We start from the raw sequence: 23927 nt of genomic DNA on the forward strand, positions 1-23927 counted from the left end.
CGTCCCCAGCGGACCCGCCAAGGCCGCCGCTCCGCGCGAAGCGCGAGCGGCGGCCTTCGACGTCGCGCGGAGTTGAGGGGAGGGGTCGACGGCATTGCGGGCCGGAGGCTGAGGGCGCGGGCGGCGGGGGCTTGGTTCGGAGGAAGGGGCGGGTTATTGTTGCGTTGATGCATTAGTTGCAGTGACGCAAGGAGTTTGATCGTGGACGGGGCGGATCTGGAGCGGCTGGCCGGGGATATCGGGGACGTCCGGCGTGCGCTGATGCCGGACTTCGCGCTGGAGGCCCTGCGGGGGCTCGAGCACAACGAGCCGTCCATGATCCAGGTCGCGACCCTCTACCTGCTCGACCGGTCGGGCGCGCCCACCCAGCGCGAACTCGCCGAGCGCATCGGCCGGTCGGTCTCGGCCACCAGCCGCCTCATCGACCAGCTCGTCCGGCGGGGCCTCGTGGCCCGACGCGACGACCCCGAGGACCGCCGGGCCAGGCGCATCGTCCTCACCGAGACCGGTACGGCCTTCCTGCGCCGATTCGAGCGCCTCCGCGCCGAGGCACAGCTCTCACTGGTCAACGACCTCACCGCCGACGAACGCCGCCTCGTCGCCCGCGCGATGGAGCTGCTCGGCGAGTCCGCTAGGAGACGCAGCCATGACCACACCTGAACCGCTCGTCCTGTCCTTCGCCGAGATCGAGCCCGACACGGTGGCGCTGGTCGGCGGCAAGGCCGCCAACCTCGGCGTCCTCACCCGCGCCGGACTGCCCGTCCCGCCCGGCCGCTGCCTGACCACCGCCGCCTACCGCAGCGCCGTCGGCGGGGCGCTCGACGGCGTCCTCGACGAACTGGACGCCACCGACCCAGGCGACACCGCCGCCCTGCGGGCGCTGGCGCAGCGGGCGCGCGAACTGGTCCTGGCCGTCCCCGTCCCCGACGACGTCGCCGCCGCTGTCCGGGACGGGTCGGAGACGCCCGTCGCCGTCCGGTCGTCGGCGACGGCGGAGGACCTCCCAGGTGCCAGCTTCGCCGGCCAGCAGGACACCTACCTCAACGTCATCGGCGCCGACGCCGTCCTCGACGCCGTGCGGAACTGCTGGGCATCGCTGTGGACCGACCGCGCCGTGGCCTACCGCGCGGCGAACGGGGTCGACCACCGCTCCGTGCTGCTCGCCGTGGTCATCCAGGACATGGTGCAGGCGGAACTCGCCGGGGTCATGTTCACGGCGAACCCCGTCACCGGCACCCGCCGCCAGTCCGTGATCGACGCCGCTCCCGGGCTCGGCGAATCGGTGGTGTCGGGGGCGGTCAACCCCGACCACTTCGTGGTCGACACCGACACCGGCCGCATCATCGAGCGCCGCACCGGCGACAAGCTGCACGCGGTCCGCTCGCTGCCCGGCGGCGGCACCGAGACCGTCGCCGCGGCGGCCGACACGTCCGGCACCGCGGCCGACGCACCCGCCATCACCGACGACCGGGTGGCGGAGCTCGCCCGGCTCGGCGACCGGGTCGAGCGGCACTACGGCGCGCCCCAGGACACCGAGTGGGCCATCGACGCCGAGGGCGCGCTGTGGCTCACCCAGTCCCGACCGATCACCACGCTGTACCCGGTGCCGGTGCGCCGCACCCACGCCGACGGCGCGCGCGCCTTCCTCAACATCAACCTCGCCCAGGGCATGTTCCGGCCGTTCACACCCATGGGCGCGTCGGCTGTCAGGGTGGCCACGGGCGGCGTCGCCCGCATGATCGGGCTGCCGGTCCCCGACCTCCGCGACGGCGCGCCGGCCCTCGCCGAGGGCGGCGGGCGGCTGTTCATCGACGCGACCACCCCGCTGCGCAGCACGGTGGGCCGCGCGATCGCCCTGAGGCTGCTCGGGGTCATGGAGGCGCGATCCGCCGTGGTGGTCCGCGCGCTGGCCGACGATCCGCGGTTCAGCCTGACCCGGACCTCGGCACTGCCGTTCCTGCGCCGCGCCGTGCCGTTCGCGCTGCGCAACGGCCTCCCTCTGCGGGCCGCCGCCGCTGCGGTGTCCCCGGCCTGGGCGAACCGGGACGCCCGCCGCTTCGCCGCGGGTCTGCGCGCACAGGCGGCGGCCACCGCGGCGAAGCCCGTCGAGCGACTCGACCGCGCCGAGGAGCTGCTCGGCACCACGTTCGGCCCGACCGCCGTGCGGCTGCTGCCGCTCGGCCTCGCCGGAGCGGCGGCGCTCGGCCTGGCGTCCCTGCTGCTGCGCGGGCACGCGCGGCCCGGCGAGATCGCGACCGTGCTGCGCGGCCTGCCGGACAACGTCACCACCGAGATGGACCTCGCCCTGTGGCACCTCGCCCAGCGGGTCGCCGCCGACGACGACGCCGCGGCGCTGCTGCGCGGCACCCCGCCCGCGGACCTCGCCGAGCGGTTCCACAAGGACGCGCTGCCCGAACCGCTCGCGGGCGGGCTCGCCGGGTTCCTGACCGAGTACGGCCACCGCACCGTCGGCGAGATCGATCTGGGGCGGCCCCGCTGGGCGGAGGACCCCACGCACATCATCGGCGTGCTGGCGAACTACCTGCGGCTGGACGACCCCGGCCTGGCGCCCGACACGCTGTTCGCCCGCGGCGCCGCCGAGGCCGAGGCGATGATCGAGGAGCTGAGCGGCCGGGTGAGCGGGGCGCGGGCCGGAGCGGCGCGCTTCGCGCTCGGCCGGGCCCGCGCCCTGCTGGGCATCCGGGAACTGCCGAAGTACTGCTTCGTGGTCGTCTTGGCGGCCGCGCGGACCCACCTCACCGCTGTGGGCGCCGACCTCGCGGGGCGCGGCCTCCTGGAGCACCCCGACGACGTCTTCTTCGTCGACCTCGCCGAGGCCCGCTCCGGCCTGGACGGCACCGACCTGCGTGCGCGGGTGGCGGAGCGGAAGGACGCCTACAACCGGGAGCTGGGCCGCCGGCACCTGCCCCGCATCGTGCTGTCCGACGGCACCGAACCCGAGGCGGTCGCCACCGGCGCCCTCCCCGAGGGCGGCGGGCTGACCGGCACCCCGGCGTCCTCCGGTACGGCCACCGGCACCGCGCGGGTGGTGCTCGACCCGGTCGGCGCGCACCTGGAACCGGGCGAGATCCTCGTCTGCCCCTCGACCGACCCCGGGTGGACCCCGCTGTTCCTCACCGCCGGGGGCCTGGTGATGGAGATGGGCGGCGCGAACTCGCACGGCGCGGTCGTCGCCAGGGAGTACGGCATCCCCGCCGTGGTGGGCGTCGCGCACGCGACCGGGCGCGTCGAGAGCGGCGACGAGGTGACGGTCGACGGCACCTCTGGGGCCGTGTCCGTCGCCGCCGACGCGGAGCACCGGGACGACCCGGCCCCGGTGCGGTGACCGCCGCCGGCCGCCGCGTCAGAGCGTCGGAGCGGCCCTGGCGTACCTGTCGGCGAGGATGCGGAGGTGGGCGACCAGCTCGGGCGGGTCGTCGACGGTGAAGTCGACGCCGAGCATGCCGGTGTAAACGGCGAGGGTCTCCAGTTCGTCGGCCCCCGTGTGCAGGACGCTGGTGTGCTCGTCGACGGCCGTGACGGTGCCGACCGCAGGGGAGATCCGGGCGGTCACCGCCTCGGCGGGGGCGTGCACCGTGATGCTGGCCCGGTAGCGCCACGCCGCGGCCGAGACCCGCCGCGACACGTACGCCGCGAGGTCGCCCCCTTCAGGCAGGTCCCGCGGCGTGAACCGCGGGCCTGTGGGGGTGAGCGGTTCGATCCGGTCGGCGCGGAACGTGCGCCAGTCCGCGCGGTCCAGGTCCCACGCGACCAGGTACCAGCGCCGACCCCAGGTGACCAGCCCGTACGGTTCGGTGCTGCGGCGCCCGGCCGACCCACTGTGGTTCCGGTAGTCGAAGCGCAGCCGCTCGTTGTCGCGGCAGGCGCCCGCGATGGTGACGAGGGTGTCGGTCGGGACCCGCGTACCGCGCCGGTCGGCCGGGACGGGCACGGTGTGGTCGCGCAGCGCCCCGACCCTGCGCCGCAGGCGGGAGGGCAGCACCTGCTCCAGTTTGGCGAGCGCACGCAGGGACGTCTCCTCGACGCCCTCCATGGCGCTCTCCGCAGCGGTGCGCAGGCCGATGGCGACCGCCACCGCCTCCTCGTCGTCGAGCAGCAGCGGCGGCATGGAGGCGCCCGCGGCGAGCCGGTACCCGCCCGCCGAACCGCGGGTGGCGTCGACGGGGTAGCCGAGTCCGCGCAGGCGCTCGACGTCGTTGCGCACCGTGCGCCCACTGACACTGAGGCGCTCGGCAAGCTCGGCCCCCTGCCAGTGGCGCGGGGTCTGGAGTAGGGACAGCAGTTTCAGCAGTCGTGCCGATGTCTCCAACATATTCTCCACTGTGCCAGTTCATTAGGAACGAACTCTTCCTAAGGACCCTCTAGTGTCGGCGACATGGAGAACAACAGCACCGAAATCCGCCCCTTCCGCATCGAGATCCCCGAGGCCGACCTCGACGACCTGCGCTACCGGCTCGACCGGACCCGCTTCACCGGCGAACTGCCCGGCGTCGGATCCGACTACGGGGTCTCCCTCGAATACGTCCAGAAGCTGGTGGATTACTGGAAGGACGGCTACGACTGGCGCGCCTGGGAGGCGAAGCTGAACAGCTACCCCCAGTTCAGCACCGAGATCGACGGCCAGCACATCCACTTCCTGCACGTGCGCTCCCCCGAGCCCGATGCGACCCCGCTGATCCTCACCCACGGCTGGCCGACGACGCCCGCGGAGTACCTGGACGTGATCGGCCCGCTCAGCGACCCCCGGGCGCACGGCGGGAACCCCGCCGACGCGTTCCACCTGGTCATCCCGTCGCTTCCGGGCTTCGGGTTCTCCGGTCCGACGACAGAGCGGGGCTGGAACCGGTACCGCACCGCCAAGGCGTGGGCCGAGCTCATGCGCCGGCTGGGCTACGACAGCTACGGGGCGCACGGCAACGACGGCGGCTCCCTGGTGTCGCCCGAGATCGGCCGCTTCGACCCCGAGCACGTGACCGGCGTCCACGTCACCCAGATCTTCTCGTTCCCCAACGGGACTCCGGGCGAGCTCGACGGCCTGAGCGAGGAGGACACGGGCCGGGTGAAGTTCCTGCAATGGTTCTACGAGAACCAGGGAGCCTACGACAAGCTCCAGTCCCAGGCGCCCCAGAACCTGGCGCACGCGCTCGCCGATTCGCCGGTGGGGCAGCTCGCGTGGAGCTGCCAGCTCTTCGGCGACGCCGTGAGCCGCGACTACATCCTCACCAACGTGATGACCTACTGGCTGACCAACACCGCGGCATCGTCCGCGCGCTTCTACTACGAGGACGCGCACGCCGAGGCGCCGACGGAGCCGACCACCGTCCCCACGGGGCTCGCGAACTTCGCGTTCGACTTCCAGTCCATCCGCCCGTTCGCCGAGCGCGACCACCACAACATCGTGTCCTGGCACACCTACGACACCGGCAGCCACTTCGCCGCACACGACGCTCCCGACCTGCTCGTGGACGACATCCGGGGCTTCTTCCGGTCACTCTGAGGACACCGGCGGTCCCGGCGGCGCCCGCCGCCGGGACCGCCGCGTCCCCGCCGCGGTGCGCGGCGGGGGTTCAGGCGGCAGGGGGGACGAACGCGCCGGTGCCCGCCGCGTCGGCGGCGAGCCGCGCCGCGCGGTCGACGTCGGCCGCCGCCACCGGCTCCCTGCTGACGCACAGCCGGTAGTACAGGGGCGCCACGGCGGCCCGGACGACTTCGCACGGGTCCGTGCCGGCGGGGGCCTCGCCGCGTTCGATCGCCTCGGTGACGACGGCCGCGCTGCGTTCGTGGCGGTCGGCGAAGAACGCGCGCAGCGCGTCGGCGGCGCGGTCGGATTGAAAGGCCGCCGAGATGGCGGCCGCCGGCACGGAGCGCAGGTCCGACCCTGTGAAGCCGAGGACGACCTCGTGCCCCAGCGCGGCGAGGTCGCCGCGCAGCGCGCCGGTGCGCCGCGGCGCCCAGCCGTCCTCGCGCGATCGCGCCAGCGAAGCGGCGAGCAGGCCGTCGACGCCGCCCCAGCGCCGGTAGACGGTGGCCTTGTGTACGCCTGAGCGCGCGGCGATCCGCTCCACGGTCAGCCCCGCGTATCCGCTGTCGCCGAGTTCGGCGAGCGTCGCGTCGAGTACGGCGGCGGTGTTGCGGGCGGTGCGGCCGCCGGGGCGCGCGGGGGCGCCGTCAGCATCGGAACTCATAACGCGACCATAGTTGCACTAGTGAGAGCTGTCGTGCCATACTCTCTAACGCGATGATAGTCGCGTTTAATCGATCGACTGAGGAGCCGATTCCCTTGGGCCTGCCGAACGCCTTCGCGCCCCGGTCGCGTCGCGCCGTCGAGCCGGTCTCCTGAGCCCTCGGCCGACGGCGCGCAGCCCGCGCCCGGCACCGGCCGCACCGCACGCCTGACCCTGCCGTGCGGCCCCCGTTCCGCCCCTCAGCAGGGGCGGTCCCCTTCCCCGCCGCCGCGGGGCGACTTCATCCGCAGCGCCGCCCGACGCGATCCCGCGCGGGCCCGCCGCCTCGCGCCCACCGACCCCGACCCGGGTCCGGCGCGCCACCGACCGGGAGGCCCCGCATGTCACCATCCATCGTGTGCACCGGACTGTCCTTTGACTGGCCCGACGGCACACCCGTCCTCACCGGCCTCGACGCCGCGTTCGCCACCGGCCGCACCGGGCTGGTCGGGCTCAACGGGTCCGGCAAGTCCACGCTGCTGCGGCTGATCGCGGGCGACCTCGCGCCCACATCGGGCGACGCCGCATCGTCCGGCGAGGTCGGGTACCTCGCTCAGGACGTCGCACTGCACGCCGACCGCACAGTGGCCGACCTGCTCGGGATCGCCCCGGTGCGCGCCGCGCTGCGCGCCGTCGAGAACGGCGACGCGGCACCGGTGCACTTCGCCGCCATCGGCGACGCCTGGGACGTCGAGGAGCGCGCCCGCGCACAGCTCCAGCGGTTCGGTGTCGCACCGGCGCCCGACGGCGGCACCGACGTCCTCGACCGGACGGTGGGCCGCCTGTCCGGCGGGGAGGCGGTCCTCACCGGGCTGGCAGGGCTGGTCCTGCGCCGCACCGCCGTCACGCTGCTGGACGAGCCCACCAACAATCTCGACCGGGCGGCCCGGCACCGGCTCTACGACGCGGTGCGGTCCTGGAAGGGGGTCCTGATCGTGGTCAGCCACGACCGCGAACTCCTCGACCTCGTGGACCACATCGCCGAACTCCGCGACGGGTCCGTCCACCACTACGGAGGCAACTACACCGACTACACCGAACAGCTCGCCGCCGAACAGGAGGCGGCGCAGCGGATGGCGCGGGCCGCGGAGGCCGACGTCCGCCGCGAACAGCGCCAACTCGTCGAGGCGCGCACCAAGCTGGACCGCCGGGTGCGGTACGGCAAGAAGATGTACGCGCAGAAGCGCGAACCGCGCGTCATCATGAAGCAGCGCAAACGGGAGGCGGAGGTCTCGGCGGGCAAGCACCGCATCATGCAGGCCGCCAAGGTCGCCGACGCCGAACGGAGCCTGGCCGACGCCGAGCACGCCGTACGCGACGACGACCGGATCCGCATCGACGTGGCACGCGCCGACGTCCCCGCCGGGCGCACCGTCCTGGAGGTGCGGCGGCCCGGCGCCACCCTGTCCATCCGCGGCCCGGAACGGGTGGGCGTCCTCGGCCGCAACGGCTCGGGCAAGACCACCCTGCTGCGCGCCGCAGCGGGGCGGGCCGAACTGCCGGGGGCGGCGATCACCCGCGGCGGCCCGGTGGGCTACCTGCCGCAGCGGCTGGACACGCTGGACGACGGCATTAGCGTCCTCGACAACGTGCGCGCCGCGGCGCCGCGGGCGACCCCGCACGAGGTCCGCGCCGGGCTGGCCCGGTTCCTCATCCGGGGCGACCGGCCCGACCAGCCGGCGGGGGTGCTGTCGGGCGGCGAGCGGTTCCGCGTCAGCCTCGCGTGCCTGCTGCTGGCCGGGACCCCGCCGCAACTGCTCATCCTCGATGAGCCGACCAACAGCCTCGACCTGCACAGCGTCGGGCAGCTGACGCTGGCGCTCGCCGACTACCGGGGCGCACTGCTGGTCGCAGGGCACGACCTGCCGTTCCTGCGCGGGCTCGGGATCACCCGCTGGTGGTCGACCGACGGCGGGAGCGTGACGGAGACGGAGGCGCCATGACCGGCCCCGGCCCCCGCGGTGCGCGGGGGCCGGGGCCCGATGCGGCGGCGGCCGGTCCACGCGGGCACAGGCGAGCGGGCGGCGGCCGGCCAGGACCGCCCCGGACACGAGGACGGGCCGTGGATGCGGCCCCGCGCCCGGGCGCACACCGTGCGGGCTGCCGTCCCGCGCCGACACGCCGGAGCCGCGGGGCACGGAATAGCGCGGTGCCGGGTGCGGTTTGCTCTGCACATGGCTGAAATCGGACCCAACGACCGCACCCCGCACCGGCTCCGGCTGGGACCATCCGACCTGGACGTCTATCCGGTCGCCCTCGGCGGCAACGTCTTCGGGTGGGGCGCCGACGAAGAGCAGTCCTTCGCGGTGCTCGACGGCTACCTCGCCGCGGGCGGCAACTTCGTCGACACCGCCGACGTCTACTCGGCCTGGGTGCCGGGCAACCAGGGCGGCGAGTCGGAGGCCGTCATCGGCAACTGGCTCGCCTCGCGCGGCAACCGCGACGACGTCGTGCTCGCCACCAAGGTCGGCGGGCACCCCGAGTACAAGGGGCTGGCCGCCGCGACGATCAAGGGCGGGATCGAGGCGTCGCTGCGCCGCCTGCGCACCGACTACATCGACCTCTTCTACACCCACTTCGACGACCCCGGCGTCCCCGTGGAGGAGATTCTCGGGACGCTCGACGGGCTCGTCCGCGACGGCAAGGTCCGCCACATCGGCGCGTCCAACCTGAGCGCCGAACGCCTCCAGGAGTCGCTGGCGGTATCCGAGCGCGAGGGCCTCGCCTCGTACGTGGCCGTCCAGCCCCACTACAACCTGGTGTCCCGCGACACCTACGAGGGGCCGCTCGCCGACACCGCCGCGCGGCACGGCCTGGTCGCGGTGCCCTACTACGCGCTCGCCTCGGGCTTCCTCACCGGCAAGTACCGCAGCGGCGCCCAGGTCGAGAGCGTCCGCGCGGCGGGGGCCGGCAAGCACCTGGAGACCGCGCGCGGCCGCGCCGTGATCACCGCGCTCGACGCGATCGCCACGGAGCGGGGCGTCGAACTGGCCACGGTCGCCCTCGCCTGGCTGGCGGCGAAGCCCACCGTCGCCACCCCGCTGGCGAGCGCCCGCACGGTCGCGCAGCTGTCGGCGCTGCTGGCGGTGGCCGACGTGCGGCTGACCGACGCCGAGGTCGCGCGGCTCGACCGCGCCTCGGCCTGACCGCGCCGGGGCGGGGCCTGCGGCCCCGGCCCGCTGTCAGTGCCAGCCGTAGCGCTCCCGCAGGACCGCGGCGACCTCGGCGAACCGGCGCCCGTCGAGGATCGCGCCCTCGCGGCGGATGTCGGACTCCCCCAGTTGGAACAGCCGGTCGAGGCGGACGTGGGACGGGCGGCCGCTGTCGTCCCACGCCCCCAGGTCGAACCAGTCGTGCTCCTCCCAGGTGTCGGGCTCCTGGGACGACAGCATGAGGGCGTGCAGCTCGGTGCCGCGGCGGCCCACGACGAGCAGCGGGCGGTCCTTGCCCCGCTGCGGGTCCTCCTCGTAGGGGACCCACGTCCACACGATCTCCCCTGCGTCGGCCCTGCCGTCGCGATCGGGGCTGTACTCCAGGCTGGTGGCGTTGCGCGCGGTCGGCACCTCGCGGACCTCCCCGCGGTGCGGGTGGTCGGCGCGGCCGTCCTTTGCTGAGTTGTGCACAGCGGAATCCTAGGGCGGATCGGCGCCGGCGTGGAGACCCGCCCGCGGCGGCAGGGAGCGCCGCGGGCCTCTCGGGGTCAGCCCTTGTACCACTCCCGCGTGCTGGACATCGAGAGGAGCAGCACGATGACCCCGGTGTAGACGATGAAGACGATCGCCCCGAAACCGCCCGTGACGAAGGACAGCAGCTCCAAGGCCAGCATCAGCCCCTGGAAGAGGATCTGGAACCACCACACGCCGCTGGAGCGCTTGCCGCCGATGCTGCCCAGGATCAGCGAGATGATCCCGTAGCCGCCGAAGAACCCCAGGGCCACGGCGACGATGACGATGCCGGTCCCCGCGGGGAGCCCGGCGTCGGCGGCCCCCGCGGCCAGGCCGTCCTGCACCTCGGGGATCGCGAAGGCCGCGCCGAAGAGCGCGGCGAAGAGCAGTGCGACGACCGCGGCGATGAAGGTGAGGATGCGGACCGCCAGCACCGTTCCGGGCCGCTCCATGGGATACCCGTAGGGCTGCTGCCCGTACCCCCCGTATCCCTGCTGGGCGTACCCGTGCTGACCGTAGGGCTGGTTGCCGTAGGGGTCCTGCTCGCCGCCGTATTGAGGGTGCATGGGGGTCGCCCCTTGTGTTGGTGGATCGGATCCAGGTCGGCCCAATATATCCAATCCGATGCGAAAAACCCGCTGGACACGGGTCCCGGCCCGCCCCGGAACGGCGGACCGGGACCGGTCACCCCGACCTGCGCACGTCCTCCCTGAGGTGGCGCGCCGTGTGCGAGTCGCCGGACGCCGCCATCTCCCCCGGCGTCCCCTCGAACACAACGGCGCCGCCGTCGCGGCCGCCTTCGGGGCCCAGGTCGATGACCCAGTCGGCGCTCTTGACGACGTCGAGGTCGTGCTCGATCACCACGACCGTCCCGCCGCCGTCGACCAGCCGCTCCAGGATCCGCAGCAGGTGCGCCACATCGGACATGTGCAGGCCGGTCGTCGGCTCGTCCAGGACGTAGGTCGCCGCGCTCTTGCGCAGCTCCCCCGCGAGTTTGATCCGCTGGCATTCGCCGCCCGACAGCGTGCTGACCGGCTGGCCGAGCGTCAGGTAGCCGAGCCCGACGGCTTCCAGGGAGCCCAGCACCGCGGCGATCCCCGGTTCGGTGAAGAACGCCGCGGCCTCCGCCACCGGCATGGCCAGGACGTCGCTGATGGTGCGGCCGCGCACCGTGTGCGCCAGGACCCCGGACTTGAAGCGGCGCCCTTGGCACACCTCGCACGTCGAGGTCATCGGGGCCATGAACGCGAGTTCGGTGTAGATGACCCCCAAGCCGTTGCACGCCTCGCAGGCGCCCTTGGAGTTGGCGCTGAACAGTGAGGCGCTCACCCCGTTCGCCTTGGCGAAGAGGCGGCGGATGTCGTCCATCGCCCCGGTGTAGGTCGCCGGGTTGGACCGCCGGGACGTGCCGATGGCCGACTGGTCGATGACGACCGCCTCGGGGTTCTCCACCAGGAAGTGCTCGTTGATCAGGGTGCTCTTCCCCGAACCGGCGACCCCGGTCACCGCCGTGAGCACCCCGGTCGGCACGGCGACGCTCACGTCCCTGAGGTTGTGCGTCGCCGCCCCGGTGATCTTGAGCCGGCCGGTGGGCCGCCGCACCCGCTCCTTGAGCCGGACCCCGGTGCGCAGGTGCCGCGCCGTCAGCGTGTCGGCGGCGGCCAGCCCCGCGAGGCCGCCCTCGTAGACGATCTCGCCGCCGTCGGCGCCCGCGCGCGGCCCGAGGTCCACCACGTGGTCGGCGATCTCGATGACGTCGGGATCGTGCTCCACGACCAGCACGGTGTTCCCCTTGTCGCGCAGCTCCCGCAGCAGGGTGTTGAGCCGCCGGACGTCGCGCGCGTGCAGGCCGATGCTCGGCTCGTCGAAGATGTACATGACGTCGGTCAGGCTGCTGCCGAGGTGCCGCACCATCTTGATGCGCTGCGACTCCCCGCCGGAGAGGGTGGCGGTGCGCCGGTCGAGGCTCAGGTAGCCCAGCCCGATCCCGATGAGGTGCTCGATCCGCTCGATCAGCTCGGCGAGGACGGTCGCGCCGACCGGGGCGTCGATGCCGCGCAGCACCTCGACGAGGTCGACCGCCTCCATCGCGGCGAGTTCGGCGATGTTGCGGCCGTCGATCGTGCAGCCGAGGACCTCGGGGTTGAGGCGGGTGCCGCCGCACGCCCCGCACCGGCCCGAGACGACGAACGACAGGTACGCCGCGCGGCCGCGCTCCGACATGTCCTCTGCGCCCTTCCTGATGTACAGGCGGGTGAAGCGGTCGACGGCGCCCTCGTAGTCGGAGTACAGCTTGCCGTAGGCGGTGTCGAAGCCGACCTTGCCGTCGCTGCCGTACAGCAGCATGTGCCACTCGTCCCCGGTGTAGTCGCGCAGCGGCTTGTCGTTGTCGAAGTGGCCGGAGTTCACGTAGTAACCCCAGTAGTAGGTGCCGACCCGGAAGTCGGGGTAGCGCAGCGCGCCGTCGTTCAGCGACAGGTCGAGGTCGAAGAACGCGTCGAGGTCGAGGACGTCGATCCGGCCGAGGCCGTGGCACTCGGGGCACATGCCCTGCGGGTCGTTGAACGAGAACACGTTGGAGAAGCCCACGAACGGGGTGCCCACTCGCGAGTACAGCAGCCGCAGCAGCGCGTAGATGTCGGTGATGGTGCCGACCGTCGACCGCGAGTTCCCGCCGAGCCGCTTCTGGTCGACGACGATCGCCGTGGAGAGGTTGGCGATCGCGTCGGCATCGGGGCGCCCGTGGCGGGGCAGCCTGTTGCGCGCGAAGGCGCTGAACGTCTCGTTCAGCTGCCGCTGCGACTCCGCCGCGATCGTCCCGAACACCAGCGACGACTTGCCCGAGCCGGACACGCCCGTGAACACCGTGATCGCGCGCTTGGGCACGCGCAGGGACACGCCTTTGAGGTTGTGCTCCCGCGCGCCCGTGATCTCGATGAAGTCATGCTGCATTCCGGTCCCTCCGCTGTGCGCCGTGTGCGTACGCGGCACGCTAAGCGGCGTTCCTGACATCTCATGTCAGGAACTCGGCGGTGATTCCGGGCACCCGGGCGGCCCGCCGGTGCGGGGTCCGGGCGGCGGGGGCGACCTTCAGTCGGCCGCCGGTTCGGCCGCTGCGCGCAGCGGCGCGGAGTCGAGCCCGCACACGTAGTCGGACCCGCACGGCGGCGGAGCGGCGGGGCGGCGGATCAGCAGGAACGCGACGGCGCCGGACACCGCGGCGATGGCGGCGGCGACCAGCATCGCGCTGTGGAACCCGGCGCTGAACCGCACCGGGTCGAGGTAGGAGGTCCCGTTGATCCCCACCGCGGCGGGGATGGCGGCGACCGCCGTCAGCTGCGCCGCGCGCGAGATCGCGTTGTTGACGCCCGACGCCGTCCCGGCGTCCGCGGGCCCCGCCGCGCCGAGCGCCGTGGCCGTGAGCGGCGCCACGGTGGCCGCCAAGCCGAGTCCCAGCACCAGGACGGCGGGCAGCACCTCCGTCAGGTACCCGGCCCCCGGGCCGATGCGCAGCATCAGCAGCAGTCCGCAGGCCATGGCGAGCGGCCCGATGCTCATCTGCGCGCGCGGCCCGAACCGCCGGGCCAGGTCGCCGGAGCGCGCCGACAGCGTCAGCATCAGCAGGGTGATCGGCAGGGTGGCGGCACCGGCCTGCACCGCGCTGTAGTCGAGCACCTGCTGCAACTGCACGACCAGCAGGAAGAACATGATCCCCAGGCCCGCGTACACCCCGATCGTGACGAGGTTCGCCGCGACGAACAGCCGCGAGGCGAACAACCGCGGCGGGATCAGGGGGCGCGAGCTGCGGCGCAGCGACCACCCGAACAGCAGCAGGGCCAGGACGCCGAGCCCCGCCGCGACCAGCACCGACGGCGCGGTGACGCCCGCCTCGCCGGCGGCGGTCAGCGCGTAGGTGGTGCCGCCCAGCCCCACAACGGTCAGCGCCGCGGCGGTCCAGTCGAGATCGCGGGCCGACCCGGCGCCGGCGTCGCGCGACTCCGGGACGTGGCGCACCGCCACGACCACCACGATGACGGCGAGGGGGATGTTGAGCAGGAAGATGAAGCGCCAGTCCCCGGCGTCGACCAGCCAGCCGCCGACGAACGGGCCGATGGCGTTCGCGACCCCGGTCAGCCCCGACCACGCGCCGATGGCGCGGCCGCGGTCCTCCTCGGCGAACTCCGCCTCCAGAAGGGCGAGGCTGCCGGGGGTGAGCAGCGCCGCGCCGACCCCCTGGAGCACCCGCGCGGCGACGAGCAGCTCGACGGTCGGCGCCGCGGCGCAGGCCAGCGACGCGACGGCGAACCACACGGTGCCGATCAGGAAGACCCGGCGCCGCCCGATCCGGTCGCCCAGCGAGCCGCTGATGAGGATCAGCGACGCCAGCGCCAGCATGTACCCGTTGAGGATCCATTGCAGACCCGAGACCTCGGCGTGCAGCTCGCGGCCGATCGCGGGCAGCGCGACACCCACCACGCTGCCGTCGAGGAACCCCATGCCCGACCCGGTGACGGTCGCGAGCAGCACCCAGCGCGCCTGCGCGCTGCCCCACCTGATTCCGCTCACCGCTCGGACTCTACGCTCCCGATCCGCGGCCGCCCGGTAGAACCGCCGCCGCCGGGGCGCCCCTCCCCGCCGGTGCCGGCCCGGATTCCGCCGCGCTCGGCTGCGCTGTTCCGGAGTGCGAGGTCAGCGCCCGCGGAACACCGCCGGGCGCTTCTCCAGGAACGCCGCGACGCCCTCCTGCGCGTCGGCAGTGCCGTACAGCCACGACAGCGTCTGCTGCTCGCGGGTGAGCGCGGTGGCGAGCCCCGTGTCCAGGCCGTCGTCGACCAGGCGCTTGCCCTCGCGCACCGCCAGGGGCGCCTGGGCGGCGATCGTCGCGGCGAGTTCACCGGCGCGCGCCATCAGCTCGTCGGGCTCCGTCACCGCCGTGAGCAGGCCGAGGTCGCGCGCCTCGGCGGGTTTCATCCGGCGGCCGGTCAGCACCAGCTCCTTGGTGGTGCGGGCGCCGATCGCCCGCGCCAATCGGACGGTGCCCCCGCCGCCCGGCAGCAGCCCGAGCGAGACCTCCGGCAGGCCGAAGCGGGCGCCGGTCGAGGCGACGACGAGGTCGCAGCACAGCGCGAGCTCGAACCCGCCGCCCAGCGCGTAGCCGTTGACGGCGGCGACGGTCGGCTGCGGCAACTGCGCCAGCTGGTCGAACACGCCGCGCGAGAGCCGCTGGTAGTCGTCGAACGCGGTGCGCGACACCCCGTTGTACTCGCCGATGTCGGCGCCCGCGACGAACCCGCGGCCGGTCCCGGTGAGCACGAGCACCCGCACGTCGTCGTCGGTCCGCAGCCGGGCGAGGTAGCGGCCCAGCGCCTCGACCATGCCGCGGGACAGCGCCCCCAGCGCGTCCTCGCGGTCGACCCGCAGCACGGCGACCCCGTCGCCGCGGGTCTCCACCAGGTGCTCGTGCACCCGCTCCGCAGGTCCGGCGCTCATGCGCACTCACCTCCCGCACACCGCGTGCGGACACCGGGCACGGCGCCGCGGGCCGCGCGCGGCGGCCGCCCCGCCCGCCGCAGCCGGCCCGCCCCGGACGTCACGCGATCACCCCGTCCGTGCGCAGCCGGGCGAGGTCGCCCGGTGCGAGCACCTCGCCGAGGACCTCCGCTGTGTGCTCGCCGATCGACGGCGGCGCGTACCGCAGCCGCCACGGGGTCTCCGACATGCGGATCGGGCAGCCGATCAGCTCGATGTCGCCCGCTGCGGCGTGCCGGGTGCGCACGATCAGGTCCGAACCGTCGGCCCGCAGCTCGTCCACCGCCTCCTTGGTGCCGCGCACGCGGGCGCACCACACGCCGGCCGGCAGCAGCGTGTCGAGCCACTCCTCAGTGGGGCGCAGCGCGGTGCGCTCCTCGATGCGCCGCTTGACGTCGTCGCGGGCGCCCCAGGAGTCCATCGACGCGACCTCCGGGACGCCGAACAGCGGCCCGACCACCTCCAGCGGCGCCATGGCGACGGCCATCCAGCCGTCGGCCGTGCGGTAGATCCCGAACGGCGCGTCCAGCCACGCCTGCCCCACGCCGGCCGCCGAGCGCGAGAACTCCGCGTCCTGGTTCACCAGCGAGGAGATCTCCTGGCACTGCAAGGCGATCGCCGTCGAGTACAGGTCGACCTCGACCCGCTGGCCGATGCCGTGGCGCACCCGCGCCATGAGCGCGGCGAGGATCCCGTTGACGAGGGTGAGCGCCGTCGCGGCGTCCACGACCGCCGTGCCGGCCGGTGTGGGCGGGTCGCCGCTGCGGCCGCCGTTCGCCGCCAGCCCGGACATGGCCTGGATCAGCAGGTCCTGGCCCGGCCGCCCCTCCCTGGCGTAGGGGGTGTCCTGGCCCCAGCCCGACCCGGAGCAGTAGACGATGTCCGGCCGGACCCGCTGGAAGTCCGCGTAGCCCAGCCCCTTGCGGTCGAGCACGCCGGGGCGGAAGTTCTCCACGACGACGTCGCAGCCCGCGCCGATCTCCAGCAGGGCGTCGCGGACCGGCCGCGACGACAGGTCCACCGCGACGGAGCGCTTGTTGCGGTTCATCGCCAGGAACGCCGCCGAGTCGCCCCCGACGAGGCCGCCCTGCAACTTGAGGCCCCGCTCCCACTCGCCGTCCAGCCGCTCGACCTTGATCACGTCGGCGCCGAGGTCGGCCAGCATCTGCGTCCCGTAAGGGCCGAGCATCATCTGGGTGAAGTCGAGGATGCGCACACCCTCCAGTGCCATTGGCACGGCTATTCCTCCTCGTTGTCACCGCGGCTCGCCAGCCGCGACCGGAGCCGCCCTTTGGCGACCTTTCCCGTGCTGTTCGTCGGCAGCTCCGCGGCGAAGACCACGCGGCGCGGCTTCTTGTACCCCGCCAGCCGGTCCGCGCAGGAGCGGCGGACGTCGGCCGCCGTGATCGCGCTGCCGGGCGAGCGCACCACGACGGCCGCGACCGCCTCTCCCCACTGCGCGTCCGGCACGCCGAGGACCGCCACCTCCGCCACGCCGTCGAGCGCGGCGACGGCCTGCTCCACCTCTGCCGGGTGGACGTTGAACCCGCCGGTGATGATCACCTCGCTGCGCCGCCCGGCGAGGTGCAGGTACCCCGCGCCGTCGAAGCGGCCGAGGTCGCCGGTGCGGAACCAGCCGCCGTCGCGCACCGGGCGCGGCCCGGCGCCGTCCCGCCAGTACCCGGACATGACCTGCGGGCCGCGCACGGCGATCTCGCCGGTCTGGCCCGCAGCCACCGGGCCGCCGTCCCCGCCGACGATCCGAACCTCGACCGATTCGACGGGCCGCCCGATCGACGACCGCCGCTCGCCGGCGTCCGCCGCGTGGTCCGCCGCCGGCAGCACGGTCAGCGGGGCGAGCGCCTCACTGAGCCCGTAGAACTGGTGCAGCACGTCGCCGAACGCGTCACGTGCGCGGTCGACGGCCGCCGACGGCATCGGCGCCGCACCGTAGACGACCGCGCGCAGCGACCCGACATCGGCGGCGGCGGAGCGCGCCGCCGCCGTCAACCGCTCCAGCATCGTGGGGACCAGCGCGACGGCGGTCACCCGGTACCGCTCGACCGCCGCCACGGCTGCGGCCGGGTCGAACCGGTCGAGCGGCACCGCGGCGGCACCGGCGAGCGTGTACGCCGACCCCACCGACCCGCCGAAGTGGCTCATCGGCGCGGCATGCAGCACGACGTCGCCGGGGCCGAACCGCGGCAGCGCGCGGCGCATCTCCGCCAGCATCGCGACCCACGCGCCGCTCGTCACCCTGGCGCCCTTCGGCCGCCCGGTGCTGCCCGAGGTGTACATCAGCGCGACGAGTTCGGCGGGGTCGCGGCGCGGCTCGGGCGGGTCGGCCGCCGCGGCGAGCAGCCCGTCGAGGTCGGGTCCCCGCGCGAGGATCCGGCAGCCGGGCGGGAGTCCGTCGAGCGCCGCGGCGAGCGGCGGCTCGCAGACGACGGCCGCCGCCGCGCAGTCGACGGCGATCCCGGCGACCTCGGCCGGGTGCAGCCGGGTGCCGACGGCGACGCGCACGAACCCGCCGAGCCAGAGCCCGTGCTCAACGGCGAGCACCTCCGGGCTGTTGCGCAGCGCGATCAGCACCCGGTCGCCGGGGCGCACGCCGCGCCGCGCCAGCCCGGCGGCGAGCGACCGCGCCATGGCGCCGAGCCGGCCGAACGTCACGGCGCCCGCCGGCGTGTGCACCGCCGGCAGCGCGGCGAACTCGCCGTGCGCCGCCGCGACCAGCCCCGCCAGGGTGGTCATCGCCCGGCGTCCGCGTAGAGCGCCGCGCACACCTCGTTGAACCGCCGTACGACCGCCGCCGGTTCGGCCCGCTGCCGCACCAGCTCGTGGACCGCCGCACCGCCCCGCCGGTGCACCACCGGGTACACCGGGTCGCGCGGGCGGACGTAAGCGCGGTCCACCGTCGCCAGCGTCGCGCCGAAGAACCCGCCGCACGCCGCGTCGGCCTCGGGGTCCGTCCACGCGGTCCGGCTCCCGGGCTGGCCGCCCGCGCGCACGTACTCGCCGCGCTGGCAGTCGGCGCCCGCCACGTGGGCCACGAACTCCGCGGCGGCGGCGACCCCCGTGCTCGCGGCGGAGACGGCGAGGCCGACACCGCCGAGCAGCGACCCGGCCGGTGCGCCGTCGGGCGAGGGGATGTCGGCGAAGCGCACCGCGGCGCCGGGGTGGTCGGGGCGGGCGTAGTTCACGTACCCGAACACGATCGGCGCGTAGCAGACCGCCGTACCGGCGGACATCGATTCGAGCGCGCCGATCGGGTCGGTCCGCAACGACACCGGGTCCACCAGGTCCAGCAGCGCCAGGAGACGCTCGGCGGCGGGCACCGCGACCTCGGGGTCGAGTCCGCGGGGGCCCAGCCACCCCGCTGCCCCGCCGGCCTGCTGCGCGCACAGCGTGAGCAGGCTCGCCAGCAGGTGCGTGGGGTTCGCCGGGAGCACGGCGCGCAGCCCCGGCGGCAGCGACGCCAGCAGGTCCAGCACCCCGTCCCAGGAGCGGGGCGGGGCGTCGACGCCGATCCCCGCCAGCAGGTCCGGCCGGTAGGCCGACACCTGCGCCGCGACGTCCATGGCGGCGGCCCACTGGCCGCCGGCCCAGGTGTACCCGTCGTAGCCCGGGCCGACGGCGTCGCGCCGCTGCTCGGCCAGCACGGCAGCGGGCAGGACGGTGTCGAGCGGCACCAGCGCGGCGGCGGCGTGGGCCTGCCCGACGTAGGGGTGGTCCATCGCGATCAGGTCGTACTCGGCGGCGAGCGCGGCGATCGGGACGTCCTCGAAGTCGCGCAGGGACCGCGCGTCCCAGGTGATGCGCACACCGGGGGTGCGCCGCGCGTACGCGTCGGAGACCGCGCGCAGGCAGCCGACGCCGCGCTGATGCGACCAGGCCATGCCTTTCAGGACCGTCATGCGGTGTCCTCCTTGTCGCTCGGCGCGCCGCCGGGGATCCCCGTCCGGCGGCCGCCGCCGGACCTTGGGGCCCGGCGGGGCGCGGCGGGCCGCGGCGCGGGCCGCGGCGCGGGCCGCCGCGGAGATCCGGGACGCCGCCGCCGTTCCCGCGTCTGCTCTGCCGTTTGGTAAATCGATTTATCGATGCCGGTATGCTTCCAGCCGTGCCCGACAAGCGTCAACCCGCCCGCCCATCACGGCCGGGTAACGGCCGCGCGAAGATCACCGACGTCGCCGCCGCCGCGGGCGTCAGCCCGGCGGTGGTGTCGCGGCTCCTGCGCGGCGACGACACCCTGCGCATCCGCGACGACACCCGCGAACGCGTCCTCGCCGTCGCCGCCGACCTGCGCTACACCCCCAACGAGGTCGCCCGCGCCCTGCGCCGCTCCGAGTCCGGCATCCTCGGCATGGCTGTCCACGACACCAGCAACCCCGTCTACAGCGAGATCCTCACCGGCGCGCAGGCCGAGGCCGCGGCGTCCGGCTACGCGCTGCTCCTCGCCGACGCCGCCGAACTCGCCCGCAACGACGCGATGTTCGAGCAGGTCGTCCGCGGCAACCGCATCGACGGGCTGCTGCTGCAACGCGGCAGCGGCACCGCCGACGGCATCATCGCCCGGATCGCCTCGGCCCGCCTGCCCCTCGTCCTGGTCAACGACCGCACCCGCGGCGACATCGCCAGCGTCGCGCTCGACGACGAAGCGGCGAGCCACCTCGCCACCCGGCATCTCATCGACCTCGGCCACACCGCGATCGGGCACCTCAAACTCGGCACGCCCAAGGCCCGCTCGGAGTCGCGCGTCCGCGGATGGCGGCGCGCCCTGCACGGGGCCGGGCTGCCCGAAGGCCCGCAGTTGCGCGGCGGGCACACCTCCGACGAAGGGGCCGCGGCGCTGCCCCGGCTCCTCGACGGCCCGGCGCCGCCGACGGCCGTCGTGGTCAGCAACGTCCTGAGCGCGGTCGGGGCCATGACCGCCGCGCGCGAATCCGGGCTGCGGGTCCCCGGCGACCTCTCGATCGCAGCGGTGCACGACGTCTTCTTCGCCGCCCACCTGTCGCCCCCGCTCACCGTGGTCCGGCTGCCGCTCCGCGAGCTCGGACGGCGCTCCGTCGCGGCGATCCTCCGCCTCCTCGACGGCGCACCCGTCCGGCACGAGCGCATCGACGACCCGCCCCCCGAACTCCTCGTCCGCGGATCCACCGCGCCCCCGCGCTGAGGACCCCGGCCGCGTTACGCACGGGCGGACATCGCGCCCGGGGAGGGTGGGCGGCACGGCGTCCCGGTATGTGGTCTCATATCCGGGTGATCGCGTGGTCACCCCGTTCCCGCATGCGGTGCGCAGCCCCCGGCGCCCGGCATCGGAGCGGTTCGCCCCAGTTGTCCGCCCCCGGTGCCCTTGCCGCCCGGCCCTCGGGGCCGCCGACGTCCCCGTTGGAGGCCGCATGAACCCGCACCGCCCCCTCCCCAGGTCCCTGCTCGCCCAGCGCGTGCTGCTCTGGGCCGTCGCCGTGGTGCTGCTGCTCAACGTCGTGGCGGCCCTGGGCGAGGGCGACGCGTTCGCCCTCGGCTACTCCCTGCCCTACGCCCTCCTCGCCGCGATCTGCGTGGTGGCGGCCCTGCGGCTGCCGCGGGCGGAGCGGTGGGTCCGCGCCGCGATCGTCGCCGTCCACGTGCTGATGCTGCTGGGCGAGATCGGCAGGTTCGCCCAGGGCGACCCCCTCGCCGTGATCGGGCTGGTCTTCCCCGTGGTCGGCCTGGTGCTGATCCTCCGCGCGAGCGCGCGGCGGTTCTTCGCCGCCTGACGGGTCAGTCGCCCTTGCGGTCGCGCATCGCCTCGTCGTACTCCTCGATGAACGAGTCGGCGGGAGTCTTGCCGCCGAGCCCGTCGTTGCGCTGGTACATGGAGTCGCGCACGCCCTCGACGATCAGGTCCTCACGCGTGCGGTCCGGCTCGTCCGCCATGTCGTCCGCGTACTCGATGGCATTCTCGTAGACGCCGCGGAGGACCGGATCGCCGACGTTGGCGGGTTCGATTCCGTCGCGGGCGAGCATGTGCACCGAGGCGCGGTAGGCGTCGGTGTTCACCTCGATGGACCTCTCGACGTACCGCCGGCGGTCCGACTCGTTGTGGCCGTCGTTCCGGATGTCGGCGATGTTGCGCAGACCGGTGGAGGACTTCTGGTGGTAGCCGTGACGTTCGAGGAGCAGCGCCTGGGCGACCGCGCCGGAGATCTCGGTCTCGCTGTTGTACCGCGAGCGGTCGATGTGCAGCACGGGGCGCCCGGTCTCGCCGTCGGCGCCGCGCTTGGCCGTGTCGAGGCGGGGCGGACCGGTGCCTTCGTAGTCGATCACCGGCGTGTACATGTCCCAGACGTCCTTCAGGATCTGCTTGCCCCGTTGGTCACCGGCCTGCACCCGCGGGTCCGACGCATAGATGCCGTCGAACCGGTCGACGACGGCCGCGGTGCGCGCGAAGTCCTGGGTGCGCTGCAACCGGGCCTCGCCGGTCCGAACGGCGTCCTCCAGGAGCCGCTTGCGCTCGGGGTCCTTCTCCTTGCGGGCCCTGCGCTGGAGGTCCTTGACGAGCGCCTCTGCTTGGTCGACCCGCTTGCGCGCCGCCTTGACGTCGCCGGAGTCGGCGAGGGCCTGGGTCTCGTCGACGATCTTGTCGAGCTCCTTGACCTGCTTGGCCGCCGCCTTGCCCTTGCGCGTGCCGTAGAAGTCGCTGCGCTTCTTCTCCTCCTTGAGGATCCGGTCGATCTCGCGGTCGCCGCTGACCCCGATGTCCCGCGCCAACTGCTCGCCCTCGTCGCAGCCGTCGGCGAGGAGCAGGGCGCCGACCGGCGCCGACACCATCGGTGTGCCGCTGCGGACGCCGCCGCCGGGTGCCGACACCGGGCAGCCCTCGGCGCGCGCCCGCTTCCGCTCCTTGTCGATGGTGTCCTGGGCGTCCTTGACGGCGCGATCGGCCGCCTCGGTGTCGCCGCGCTCGGCGCTCCTGCGGGCCTTGTCCAGGAGCTTCTTGGCGCGCTTGCCCGGCCGCTCGGCCGGCTTGTCGCCGCCCTTCTTGTTGTCCGGCTCCTTCTTGTCCGAATCGCCGTCGCCGTCTTTCAGCAGCTTGAAGGGTTTGAGCAGGCCCCCGACCGCGGCGGGGACCCCGTGGGAGATGGCCTTGCCCGGGCCGCCCTTCCGCCAGTCCTCCTTGAGGGGGTCGGTCAACCCCTTCCACATCTGCTTGCCCGTGGTGATGGGGCTCTGCTTGAAGATCTGCGTGGCACCGCCCCACGTGTCCTTGAAGCCGGAGTGGGAGCAGATGTGGACCAGGCAGGCCGCCGAGGCCGCGCCGTCGAAGATGTCCCGCCCGCCCGCGCTGAACCCGCCGCCGATCTTGCAGGCGACGTCGAAGACCTTCCCGCAGTCCCAGTTGTAGTCGCCGCGGTCGTCGAACTCGAACCACTCCTCGTCCTCAGGGGGGCGCCACATGCCCTTGTCCTCGCCGGAGTCGCCGCCGTCCCCGCCGTCCTTCCCTGCGCCGCTCTTCGCCGACGGGAGTTCGTCCAAGGGGACCTGCCAGTCGTCGTCGACCGGCGCCTTGGCGGGGTGGGCGCCGGCCTCGTTCGCCTGCTGCGGGGCGCCGGGGTCGGGTTCGTCGCACTCGGGGCCGCCCGTCAGGGCGCAGAGCGCGTCGTCGACGGCGGGGGTGACGCTCGCGGGTACGCCCGCCATGATCAGCCCGGCCAGGATCGCCGCGACGAGCACGATGACGCTCGCGTACTCGACGGCCCCCGCGCCGCGCTCAGGGTCGTGGATGCGCTTCAGCAAGGGGGCTCCTGGAATCGGTCGGGACACCCGGGAGCGACGTTCGGTCCACCTTTGGAGACGGGGCCGTCGTCCGCTGGTGGCAGGGCCTGAGGGCAAGGGGGGTCGAGGAGCGCGCACCGCTCGTGCACCGCGCTCCGCGACCCGCACGGCGCCGGATCGCTGGGCCGGTGATCATCAGATCGCTGGAAGCTACCAACTCGGGGGCGCGGGCGGCATGGGCCTGTGGGCTCAATCCGGCGGCGCCGCCCGGGACACCGCCCCGGGCGGCCGTCCGGGACACCGCTCCAGGCGGCGGTTCGGGCGGTCGTCCGGGCGGCCCTCACACGAGGGCGAGTGCGAGGGACCCGGCGGCCAGCGCGAAGTAGCCGCCGGGAAAGGCGATGTTGTGGAAGACGCGGGCGCGGACGTGGGACGCGAGCGCGCCCACGTAGAACAGGACGAGTCCGGTCGCCGCGGCGACTCCGATGAGGTCGAATCCCAGGAGGCCGAGCAGGAGCCCGGCCGCCCCCGCGAGTTTGAGGGCCGCGAGCGGCGGCATCCAGGACGGCGGGACGCCCACCTCGGCCGCGTTGGCGTAGACGAACCGGACGCGTGCGAGGTCCGCGGCGGCGATACCGGCGTTCGCCGCGATCGTGAGGGCGGTGACGACGACGTAGGCAGTGGACAAACCGTGGTCTCCGTTCGATCGGGAACACGGAGGCGCCCACTG

General features: G+C 74.1%; 19 protein-coding genes. 7 read left to right on the forward strand and 12 right to left on the reverse strand.

The genetic code is table 11. The annotated features are described in order from the left end of the window. The first annotated feature begins 201 nt into the window (after positions 1-201). Positions 202-660 (forward strand): MarR family transcriptional regulator, encoded by a 459-nt coding sequence (locus CLV63_RS17565; protein ID WP_245928885.1) that lies wholly within the window; start codon positions 202-204, stop codon positions 658-660. Then, the gene (locus CLV63_RS17570) at positions 647-3346 is read left to right on the forward strand and encodes a PEP/pyruvate-binding domain-containing protein (RefSeq protein WP_106584216.1); all 2700 of its coding nucleotides are present in this window, start codon (positions 647-649) and stop codon (positions 3344-3346) included. The genes CLV63_RS17565 and CLV63_RS17570 overlap by 14 nt, the downstream gene beginning before the upstream one ends. An 18-nt stretch (positions 3347-3364) precedes the next feature. Here the strand turns inward: CLV63_RS17570 and CLV63_RS17575 are convergent, their stop codons facing one another. After that, entirely contained in the window at positions 3365-4333 is a 969-nt protein-coding gene (locus CLV63_RS17575) for a helix-turn-helix transcriptional regulator (RefSeq protein WP_106584217.1), read from the reverse strand. Between the two features lie 63 nt (positions 4334-4396). Between CLV63_RS17575 and CLV63_RS17580 the strand changes: the two genes are divergently transcribed. Continuing rightward, positions 4397-5518 (forward strand): epoxide hydrolase family protein, encoded by a 1122-nt coding sequence (locus tag CLV63_RS17580; RefSeq protein WP_106584218.1) that lies wholly within the window; start codon positions 4397-4399, stop codon positions 5516-5518. Positions 5519-5588: 70 nt separating this feature from the next. Here the strand turns inward: CLV63_RS17580 and CLV63_RS17585 are convergent, their stop codons facing one another. Continuing rightward, positions 5589-6206: a TetR/AcrR family transcriptional regulator gene (locus CLV63_RS17585; RefSeq protein WP_106584219.1), complete on the reverse strand. Its 618-nt coding sequence runs from the start codon at positions 6204-6206 to the stop codon at positions 5589-5591. A gap of 380 nt (positions 6207-6586) precedes the next feature. Between CLV63_RS17585 and CLV63_RS17590 the strand changes: the two genes are divergently transcribed. Then, complete coding sequence (locus CLV63_RS17590) at positions 6587-8188, forward strand: ABC-F family ATP-binding cassette domain-containing protein (protein ID WP_106584220.1); 1602 nt, start codon at positions 6587-6589, stop codon at positions 8186-8188. 231 nt (positions 8189-8419) lie between these two features. Beyond that, positions 8420-9391, forward strand: a complete 972-nt coding sequence (locus CLV63_RS17595) for an aldo/keto reductase (protein ID WP_106584221.1) — start codon at positions 8420-8422, stop codon at positions 9389-9391. Between the two features lie 36 nt (positions 9392-9427). Here the strand turns inward: CLV63_RS17595 and CLV63_RS17600 are convergent, their stop codons facing one another. From CLV63_RS17600 to CLV63_RS17635, 8 genes are all read right to left on the reverse strand, one after another. Further along, complete coding sequence (locus CLV63_RS17600; protein WP_106584222.1) at positions 9428-9868, reverse strand: type II toxin-antitoxin system PemK/MazF family toxin; 441 nt, start codon at positions 9866-9868, stop codon at positions 9428-9430. A 77-nt stretch (positions 9869-9945) separates the two neighbouring features. Then, positions 9946-10476, reverse strand: a complete 531-nt coding sequence (locus tag CLV63_RS17605) for a hypothetical protein (RefSeq protein ID WP_106584223.1) — start codon at positions 10474-10476, stop codon at positions 9946-9948. A gap of 118 nt (positions 10477-10594) precedes the next feature. After that, on the reverse strand, positions 10595-12862 hold the full coding sequence (locus CLV63_RS17610) for an ATP-binding cassette domain-containing protein (protein WP_106584224.1): 2268 nt from the start codon (positions 12860-12862) through the stop codon (positions 10595-10597). Between the two features lie 138 nt (positions 12863-13000). After that, complete coding sequence (locus tag CLV63_RS17615) at positions 13001-14476, reverse strand: MFS transporter (RefSeq protein WP_211301349.1); 1476 nt, start codon at positions 14474-14476, stop codon at positions 13001-13003. A gap of 123 nt (positions 14477-14599) precedes the next feature. Further along, positions 14600-15400: an enoyl-CoA hydratase/isomerase family protein gene (locus CLV63_RS17620; RefSeq protein ID WP_106584225.1), complete on the reverse strand. Its 801-nt coding sequence runs from the start codon at positions 15398-15400 to the stop codon at positions 14600-14602. A gap of 100 nt (positions 15401-15500) precedes the next feature. Next, positions 15501-16670, reverse strand: a complete 1170-nt coding sequence (locus CLV63_RS17625) for a CaiB/BaiF CoA transferase family protein (RefSeq protein WP_106584226.1) — start codon at positions 16668-16670, stop codon at positions 15501-15503. Positions 16671-16678: 8 nt separating this feature from the next. After that, on the reverse strand, positions 16679-18193 hold the full coding sequence (locus CLV63_RS17630; RefSeq protein ID WP_106584227.1) for a class I adenylate-forming enzyme family protein: 1515 nt from the start codon (positions 18191-18193) through the stop codon (positions 16679-16681). Further along, positions 18190-19356, reverse strand: coding sequence for an ABC transporter substrate-binding protein (locus tag CLV63_RS17635; RefSeq protein WP_106584228.1), 1167 nt, complete (start codon positions 19354-19356; stop codon positions 18190-18192). The genes CLV63_RS17630 and CLV63_RS17635 overlap by 4 nt, the downstream gene beginning before the upstream one ends. 203 nt (positions 19357-19559) lie before the next feature. On the opposite strand from CLV63_RS17635, the gene CLV63_RS17640 reads away from it, so the two are divergent. Together CLV63_RS17640 and CLV63_RS17645 are read left to right on the forward strand one after the other, a co-directional pair. Beyond that, a complete protein-coding gene (locus tag CLV63_RS17640; protein ID WP_170134251.1) occupies positions 19560-20612 on the forward strand; it encodes a LacI family DNA-binding transcriptional regulator in 1053 nt (350 codons plus the stop codon). A 226-nt stretch (positions 20613-20838) separates the two neighbouring features. Continuing rightward, on the forward strand, positions 20839-21198 hold the full coding sequence (locus CLV63_RS17645; protein WP_106584230.1) for a hypothetical protein: 360 nt from the start codon (positions 20839-20841) through the stop codon (positions 21196-21198). Between the two features lie 4 nt (positions 21199-21202). Here CLV63_RS17645 and CLV63_RS17650 read toward each other — a convergent pair whose 3' ends face one another. Further along, entirely contained in the window at positions 21203-23218 is a 2016-nt protein-coding gene (locus CLV63_RS17650) for a Flp family type IVb pilin (RefSeq protein WP_106584231.1), read from the reverse strand. Positions 23219-23537: 319 nt separating this feature from the next. After that, on the reverse strand, positions 23538-23885 hold the full coding sequence (locus tag CLV63_RS17655) for a DoxX family protein (protein ID WP_106584232.1): 348 nt from the start codon (positions 23883-23885) through the stop codon (positions 23538-23540). Between the last annotated feature and the right edge of the window lie 42 nt (positions 23886-23927).

Origin of the sequence: Murinocardiopsis flavida, from assembly GCF_003014485.1 — a bacterium.
Classification (GTDB): Bacteria; Actinomycetota; Actinomycetes; order Streptosporangiales; family Streptosporangiaceae; genus Murinocardiopsis; species Murinocardiopsis flavida.